Genomic DNA, 6538 nt, shown 5'->3' with positions numbered 1-6538 from the left:
CGCTGCCCGAAGGAGGAGCGGGACGAACTGGTGCTGGCCGAGCCGGAGAAGTTCTGGATCGCCGGGCACGAGGCGCAGTTCGCCTGGATCAGGGCCCGGCTCGCGACCCTGGAGGACGAGGCCGAACTGCGCGACATCCTCGCCGACTCCTGGCGCCAGGCCGCCCCACCCCGACTCCTCGAATCCCACCCGGAGTTGGGCCACCCGCCCACCCACTGAAAATCCCGGTGGCCCAACTCCGTGTGGGATTCGAGGAGTCGGGGTGGGGCGGCCTGGCGCCAGGAGTCGGCGAGGATGTCGCGCAGTTCGGCCTCGTCCTCCAGGGTCGCGAGCCGGGCCCTGATCCAGGCGAACTGCGCCTCGTGCCCGGCGATCCAGAACTTCTCCGGCTCGGCCAGCACCAGTTCGTCCCGCTCCTCCTTCGGGCAGCGCACGGCGACGGACGTCTCGTCCTCGGGCAGGGTCGCGAACATCTTCCCGGCCACGCGGAAGGTGGGCATGTTCCAGGCGGTCTTCTCCGTGGTGTCGGGGAAGGACAGCGCGATACGTCGTACGGCTTCGGCATCCTGCATGCCACGCACCGTAGCGCCGGCCACTGACAATGCCCGGCGGTCAGCCCCCGGCCGCCCCGCCCAGCGCCGCCAGCACCGGCCTGATCAGCGGATGCCCCTCCGCACCCCGGCGCACGGCGGCGAAGACCCGGCGGGTGGGGGCCACCCCGTCGACCGGGCGTACGACCACGTCGCTGAGGTCCATGCCGCGCAGCGCGGAACGGGGGACGAGGGCCACGCCCGCGTCGGCGGAGGCGAGGGCGACGACGGCGCGGAAGTCGTCGGAGGAGTGTTCGAGGCGGGGCTGGAAGCCCGCGCTCTCGCAGGCGAGTACGACGACGTCGTGGCACGGGTTGCCGGGGTAGGGCCCGATCCAGGGGTCCTTGGCCAGCTCGGCGAGCGGGACCTCGGCCGAGTCGGCGAGCCGGTGGCCGACCGGGACCACGGCGTCGAACGGCTCGGCGTACAGCGGCACATGGGTGAGCCGGGGGTCGTCGGCCGAGGGTGCGCCCCGGTACTCGACGGCCACCGCCACGTCCACCTGCCGGTCGAGGACCATCGGCAGGCTGGCGTCGCCCTCCGCGTCCTGGACCCGGATGCGGATGCCGGGCGCGGTGCGGGCGAGGCGGGCCACCGCGGGGGCCACGACCTGGGCGATGCCGGTCGCGAAGGCCGCCACGGTGACCGTCCCGGCCTCGCCCGAGCCGTACGCCGCGAGTTCCGCCTCGGCGCGCTCCAGCTGGGCGAGGACCGCGTTGGTGTGGCCGAGCAGGATCTCACCGGCCGGGGTGAGCCGTACCCCCTTGGCGCCCCGCTCGACCAGCCGGTGGCCGGTCTCCTGCTCCAGGGCGGTCAGCTGCTGGGAGACGGCGGAGGGGGTGAGATAGAGGGCGGCGGCCGCCGCGGTGACCGTGCGGTGGTCGGCCACCGCACGGAGGATGTGGAGCCGCCGTGCCTCGATCATGCCCCCGATTATCCCAGGTGATACCCCCTGGTCAGGCCGCCAGCTCCGCGCGCGCCGCGATGAACGCGTCCACCGCGCGGTTGACGTCCGCGGTGGAGTGCGCGGCGGACAGCTGGACCCGGATACGGGCCTGGCCCTGCGGGACGACCGGGTAGGAGAACCCGATCACGTACACGCCGCGCTCCAGGAGCAGCTCGGCCATGCGGCCCGCCTTCGCCGCGTCGCCGATCATCACGGGGGCGATGGCGTGGTCGCCGGGCAGGACGTCGAAGCCCTCGGCGGTCATCCGGGAGCGGAACAGCTTGGTGTTCTCGGTCAGCCGCACCCGCAGGTCGTCGGCGGACTCCAGCAGGTCGAGGACCTTGAGGGAGGCGGCGGCGATCACCGGGGCGAGGGTGTTGGAGAACAGGTACGGGCGGGAGCGCTGGCGCAGCAGGGCGACGATCTCGGCGCGGGCGGCGACGTAACCGCCGGAGGCGCCGCCGAGGGCCTTGCCGAGGGTGCCGGTGATGATGTCCACGCGGTCCATCACGCCGTGCAGCTCGGGGGTGCCGCGGCCGCTCGGGCCGACGAAGCCGACGGCGTGCGAGTCGTCGACCATGACCATCGCGTCGTAGCGGTCGGCGAGGTCGCAGATCTCGTTCAGCGGGGCGACATAGCCGTCCATGGAGAACACGCCGTCGGTGACGATCAGGCGCCGGCGGGCGCCGGACGCCTCCTTGAGCTTCGCCTCCAGGTCGGCGAGGTCGCGGTTGGCGTAGCGGTAGCGGCGGGCCTTGGAGAGCCGGATGCCGTCGATGATGGAGGCGTGGTTGAGGGCGTCGGAGATCACCGCGTCCTCCTCGCCGAGCAGGGTCTCGAAGACACCGCCGTTGGCGTCGAAGCAGGAGGAGTAGAGGATCGTGTCCTCCTGGCCGAGGAACGCGGAGAGGCGGGCCTCCAGCTCCTTGTGCACCTCCTGGGTGCCGCAGATGAAGCGGACGGAGGCCATGCCGTAGCCCCAGCGGTCCAGGGCCTCGTGGGCGGCGGCGATCACCTCGGGGTGGTCGGCGAGGCCGAGGTAGTTGTTGGCGCAGAAGTTGAGGACCTCGCCGGGGCGGCCGCCGGCGGTGACGCTGACGGTCGCGGACTGCGGGCTGCCGATGACCCGTTCGGGCTTGTGCAGGCCGGCGGCGCGGATCTCGTCGAGGGTGGTGCGCAGATCGTCACGGACGGTCTCGAACATGACAGAAGCTCCTAGGTGATGCGGGTGGCGTACGCCGAGCGGGTGACGTACGGCTTACGCGGTCCGGTCGGGTTACGCGGTCCAGTCGAGGATGACCTTGCCGCCCTTGCCGCTGGCGGCGTCCGCGAAGGCCGACTCGAATTCGCGGTAGTCGTACCGGCCGGTGATCACGGGGGCGAGGTCCAGGCCGCCCTCCAGCAGCACCGACATCGCGTACCAGGTCTCGAACATCTCGCGGCCGTAGATGCCCTTGATGGTGATCATCGAGGTGACGATCCGGGACCAGTCGACCGGGAACTCCTGCGCGGGCAGGCCGAGCATGGCGATCCGGCCGCCGTGCGTCATGTTGGCGATCATGTCGCGCATGGCCTCGGGCCTGCCGGACATCTCCAGGCCGATGTCGAAGCCCTCGCGCAGCCCCAGCTCGCGCTGTCCGTCGGCGATGGTGGTCTCGGCGACGTTCAGCGCGAGGCTCACGCCGATCTTGCGGGCCAGCTGGAGGCGTTCTTCGCTGACGTCGGTGACGACGACGTTGCGGGCGCCCGCGTGCCGGGCGACGGCGGCGGCCATCAGGCCGATCGGTCCCGCGCCGGTGATCAGGACGTCCTCGCCGACCAGCGGGAAGGACAGCGCGGTGTGCACGGCGTTACCGAACGGGTCGAAGATCGCGGCGACATCGAGGTCGACCGGGACGCGGTGCACCCAGACGTTGGTCGCGGGCAGGGCGACGTACTCGGCGAACGCGCCGTCGCGGCCGACGCCGAGGCCGACGGTGGCCCGGCACAGATGGCGGCGCCCGGCCAGGCAGTTGCGGCACTTGCCGCACACCAGGTGGCCCTCGCCGCTGACCCGGTCGCCGACCTGGACGTCGGTGACGCCCCGGCCGATCTCCACGACCTCGCCGACGAACTCGTGCCCGAGCACCAGCGGGGTGCTGATCGCCTGCTGCGCCCAGCCGTCCCAGGCCCGGATGTGCAGATCGGTGCCGCAGATACCGGTCCGCAGGACCTTGATCAGTACGTCGTCGGCCCCGATCGCGGGCTCCGGGACGTCCGTCAGCCAGAGTCCGGGCTCCGCCTTCTCCTTGACCAGCGCCTTCACTCGTACGGCTCCTGTGGGTGAGGTCCCGTACGCGGGCATGCCGAAGGGCCGCGCCCGCACCGGGTCAGAGGGGTGGAATCACCGTGCAATCTGCCGTATCGGCGCGCCGTAATCCATCGAGCTTTTCTTAACCGCCGCCTCAGCTTTCCTTCACGCCCCTCTTGTCACATGAACCGAACCCCCGAATCGGCCCTCTTGTCGCACCAGCCGACGGTCAGATGGGCAGCCCGTCCCGTGCGCTGCGTTCGATCCGTACGACGAGTTCGGCGGCCAGCGCCTTGATGGTCTCCAGTCCGTCCCTGCCCCAGGCGCGCGGCCCGAGGTCGGCGGCGCAGACGGTGCCCAGCGTCATACCGGTGCCGTCGAGGAGCGGGGCGCCGAGGTAGGAGCGGATGCCGTACTCGTCCACGACCGGGTTGCCCGCGAACCGGGGGTAGTCGCGGACGTCCTCCAGGACCAGGGCCTTGCGGCGGACCACCACATGGGGGCAGAACCCGTGGTCGCGGGGCAGCGTCCGGCCCCATACCGCCCCGCTGCCGTCCTCCCGCAGGACCGGGGCGATCGCCGGGACGCGCAGGCCGGCGAAGAACTGCCGTTCCTCGCCGATGAAGTTGACCATGGCGTAGGGCGCGCCGGTGCGGCGGGCGAGATGGTCCGCGAAGGCGTCGAGCGCGGGGTCGGGGCGCTCCCCGAGGCCGAGTGCCCGCAGCCGCCGGACGCGGGCGGGGGCCTCCTTGTCCTCGGGGGTGAGCAGCAGACCGCGGACCGGCCGGGGCGGCTCGTAGCTCATGGCCGGGCTCCGTCGCTGTGCGGGTGCCTCATCTGGGGAACTCCGTGGGCGGTCGGTCGGGTTCACCGGTGCGCGGCGCCATGGCTCGGCGCGTGCTCCGGGGTGTGGGCGAGCAGATGGCGGACGAGGGCCAGCAGGGTCCCCACGCCGGAGCTGGAGATCCGGGCGTCGCAGCGCACGACGGGCACCTCGGGGTCGAGGTCGATGGCGGCGCGCACCTCCTCGGTGTCGTAGCGGTGCCCTCCGTCGAACTCGTTGACGGCGACGATGAAGCCGAGTCCGCGTTCCTCGAAGAAGTCCACGGCGGCGAAGCAGTCCTGGAGCCGGCGGGTGTCGGCGAGGATCACCGCGCCGAGCGCGCCCTCGGACAGCTCGTCCCACATGAACCAGAACCGCTCCTGCCCGGGGGTGCCGAACAGATAGAGCACATGGTCCGGATCGAGGGAGATCCGGCCGAAGTCCATGGCGACCGTGGTCTCCATCTTGTTCTCGATGCCTTCGAGGCTGTCGGTCGCGGCGCTGACCGTGGTGAGCAGTTCCTCCGTGCTCAGCGGGGCGATCTCGCTGACCGCGCCCACGAAGGTGGTCTTGCCCACCCCGAACCCGCCCGCGACCAGGATCTTGAGCGCGGTGGGGAACGGGTCAGAGCTGTCGTCGTAGTCCATCGAGCACTGCCTCCAGCAGGGACCGGTCGGTGGGAGTGTGGTGGAACGCGGGGGGCTTGGTGGTCAGCGCTTCGCAGTCGACCAGGTCCGCGAGCAGGACCTTGGTGACCACGGCGGGCAGTTTCAGGTGGGCGGCGACCTCGGCGACCGAGACGGGTGCCCGGCACAGGTCGAGCGCCTGGGCGTGCTCGGGGCCGAGGTAGCCGAGCGGGGTGACCCCGGTGGCCATCACCTGGGAGATCAGGTCGAGTGCGACGCTGGGTTCGGTGCGGCCGTTGCTGACCGTGAACGGGCGTACCAGCCGTCCGGCCGCGTCGTCCAGCCAGGGCCCGTCGCCGGCCGCGGCCACGCTCAATGCCTCGGCGCCGCGGGGTCGGCGACGTGTTGCCTGGGGGCGGTGACCAGATAGGGGCGCACGCTCTTGACCAGCATCGCCATCTCGTAGCCGAGCACCGCCGCGTCGGCCTCGCGGCCCGCCATCACGGCGAGACAGGTGCCGGATCCGGCGGTGGTGACGAACAGCAGGGTCGAGGCGAGTTCCACGACGACCTGCCGTACGTCACCGCCGTCCCCGAACCGGACGCCCGCGCTGCGGCCGAGCGAGTACAGGCCGGAGGCGAGGGCGGCCATGTGGTCGGCGCTGTCCGGGTCGAGGCCGTGCACGGCCTTCACCAGCCCGTCGCAGGACAGGAGCACCGCGCTGCTGGTGTGCGGTACGCGCTGCACGAGGCCGCTGAGCAGCCAGTCGAGGTCGGATGCGTGAGCGGTCGGCGCATCGCTCGCCATGGTGGATCGACTCCTTGGGGTACGAAGGTCTGTGGGAGCGCTGGGGGTTGGGGGGTGGTACGGGTCGGTACGGGGCCCAGTGCGGGCCTGGTACGAGGGGTCAGCCGGCCGGTGCGCTTCCCTCGGTCGGGCCGGTGGACAGGGATGACGGGTCGGGGTGGAAGTGGTGCAAGTCGCCCGGTGTCGGCGGCCCTTGGGGTGGGCCCTGATCGGGGTGGAGGACGCGTAGGCGCGCGGGTTCGGCGGGTGTGCGGGCGGCGGCTCCGGCGTGGCCGGCATGTGCGTGTTCGCCGTCCGTCGCGAGTGGGGCCGCCTCGGCGAGGCCGATGCCGCGCTGGAAGGCCGCCATCAGGCCGGGGTCGTGACCGCCGAGGGTGTCGCCGTCCGGGCGGGGGGCTGGGCCGCCGCGAAGCTGGGGGACGAGGTTCTCCTGGGCGCGGCGGCGCGGCAGTTGGG

Annotated in this window: 8 protein-coding genes and 2 pseudogenes; 1 reads left to right on the top strand and 9 read right to left on the bottom strand. The window is 72.1% G+C overall.

Annotated features, from left to right (window positions below; translation table 11 throughout):
• On the top strand, nt 1–219 hold a 219-nt coding region (locus CCN72_RS40975; RefSeq protein ID WP_425276188.1), incomplete at its 5' end, for an MmcQ/YjbR family DNA-binding protein.
• Nucleotides 220–230: 11 nt separating this feature from the next.
• Here the strand turns inward: CCN72_RS40975 and CCN72_RS31965 are convergent.
• The 9 genes and pseudogenes from CCN72_RS31965 to CCN72_RS31925 form a co-directional block, all read right to left on the bottom strand.
• Nucleotides 231–572: pseudogene (locus CCN72_RS31965) on the bottom strand (MmcQ/YjbR family DNA-binding protein); the annotation flags it as partial.
• 40 nt (nt 573–612) lie between these two features.
• Nucleotides 613–1515 (bottom strand): LysR family transcriptional regulator, encoded by a 903-nt coding sequence (locus tag CCN72_RS31960; protein ID WP_086811669.1) that lies wholly within the window; start codon nt 1513–1515, stop codon nt 613–615.
• Nucleotides 1516–1546: 31 nt separating this feature from the next.
• The gene (locus CCN72_RS31955; RefSeq protein WP_086811667.1) at nt 1547–2740 is read right to left on the bottom strand and encodes a glycine C-acetyltransferase; all 1194 of its coding nucleotides are present in this window, start codon (nt 2738–2740) and stop codon (nt 1547–1549) included.
• A 72-nt stretch (nt 2741–2812) separates the two neighbouring features.
• Nucleotides 2813–3841 (bottom strand): L-threonine 3-dehydrogenase, encoded by a 1029-nt coding sequence (tdh, locus tag CCN72_RS31950; protein ID WP_086811665.1) that lies wholly within the window; start codon nt 3839–3841, stop codon nt 2813–2815.
• 214 nt (nt 3842–4055) lie between these two features.
• A complete protein-coding gene (locus CCN72_RS31945; protein ID WP_086811663.1) occupies nt 4056–4631 on the bottom strand; it encodes a GAF domain-containing protein in 576 nt (191 codons plus the stop codon).
• 62 nt (nt 4632–4693) lie between these two features.
• Nucleotides 4694–5296 (bottom strand): GTP-binding protein, encoded by a 603-nt coding sequence (locus tag CCN72_RS31940; protein WP_037657413.1) that lies wholly within the window; start codon nt 5294–5296, stop codon nt 4694–4696.
• Nucleotides 5274–5645 carry a DUF742 domain-containing protein gene (locus tag CCN72_RS31935; protein ID WP_037657415.1) on the bottom strand — a complete coding sequence of 124 codons (372 nt, stop codon included), beginning with the start codon at nt 5643–5645 and terminating at the stop codon, nt 5274–5276. The genes CCN72_RS31940 and CCN72_RS31935 overlap by 23 nt, the downstream gene beginning before the upstream one ends.
• A 2-nt stretch (nt 5646–5647) precedes the next feature.
• Complete coding sequence (locus CCN72_RS31930; RefSeq protein ID WP_086811661.1) at nt 5648–6082, bottom strand: roadblock/LC7 domain-containing protein; 435 nt, start codon at nt 6080–6082, stop codon at nt 5648–5650.
• Between the two features lie 100 nt (nt 6083–6182).
• Nucleotides 6183–6538, bottom strand: a pseudogene (locus CCN72_RS31925) (hypothetical protein); the annotation flags it as partial.

The sequence above is a fragment of the Streptomyces murinus genome (genome assembly GCF_002154555.1).
Lineage (GTDB): Bacteria > Actinomycetota > Actinomycetes > Streptomycetales > Streptomycetaceae > Streptomyces > Streptomyces murinus.
The sequence above is the reverse complement of the archived record's forward strand: the minus strand, read 5'-3'. Positions and strand labels throughout refer to the sequence as shown.

Coding starts and splice junctions, on each gene's coding strand:
- CCN72_RS31955 (WP_086811667.1), bottom strand. CDS start 2,740: ATGTTCGAGACCGTCCGTGACGATCTGCGCACCACCCTCGACGAGATC.
- CCN72_RS31945 (WP_086811663.1), bottom strand. CDS start 4,631: ATGAGCTACGAGCCGCCCCGGCCGGTCCGCGGTCTGCTGCTCACCCCC.
- CCN72_RS31960 (WP_086811669.1), bottom strand. CDS start 1,515: ATGATCGAGGCACGGCGGCTCCACATCCTCCGTGCGGTGGCCGACCAC.
- CCN72_RS31930 (WP_086811661.1), bottom strand. CDS start 6,082: ATGGCGAGCGATGCGCCGACCGCTCACGCATCCGACCTCGACTGGCTG.
- CCN72_RS31940 (WP_037657413.1), bottom strand. CDS start 5,296: ATGGACTACGACGACAGCTCTGACCCGTTCCCCACCGCGCTCAAGATC.